Here is a 505-nt window from a genome sequence, read left to right on the forward strand (position 1 = left end):
AGCAGGTAAGTCAACTTTTTTAAATTTATTAAGTGGAGAAATAATAGCAGATAGCGGTAAGATAGAGTTAGAAGATGCCGATATAAGCAATATAAAGGCTCATAAGAGAGCAAAATTCATATCTAAGGTACATCAAGACCCTTCAAAGGGAACTGCGCCGTCTATGACGGTTTTAGAGAATATGTCTATGGCTTCAAATAAGGGTAAAAAATTTGGATTAGGTTTTGGGTTAGAAATATCTAAAATAGAAGAGTTTAAATCTAAACTTGAAACATTAGGACTAGGTATAGAAAATCAATTAGAAACTAGAGTAGAATCATTATCAGGGGGTCAAAGACAATGTTTATCATTACTTATGTCAACATTTAATGAGCCTAAAATTTTATTATTAGATGAACATACTGCTGCATTAGATCCTAAAACTTCTAATATAATATTAGAAAAAACAAAAGAAATAGTAGAACAAAATAAAAATACTATAACTTTTATGATAACTCATAATATG

At 29.1% G+C, this 505-nt stretch carries 1 protein-coding gene; it reads left to right on the plus strand.

The window, feature by feature from the left end; all coding sequences use genetic code 11:
• On the plus strand, positions 1-505 hold a 505-nt coding region (locus tag AWT72_RS08820; RefSeq protein ID WP_156413156.1), incomplete at both ends, for an ABC transporter ATP-binding protein.

Source organism: Oceanivirga salmonicida (assembly GCF_001517915.1).
GTDB classification, from domain to species: domain Bacteria; phylum Fusobacteriota; class Fusobacteriia; order Fusobacteriales; family Leptotrichiaceae; genus Oceanivirga; species Oceanivirga salmonicida.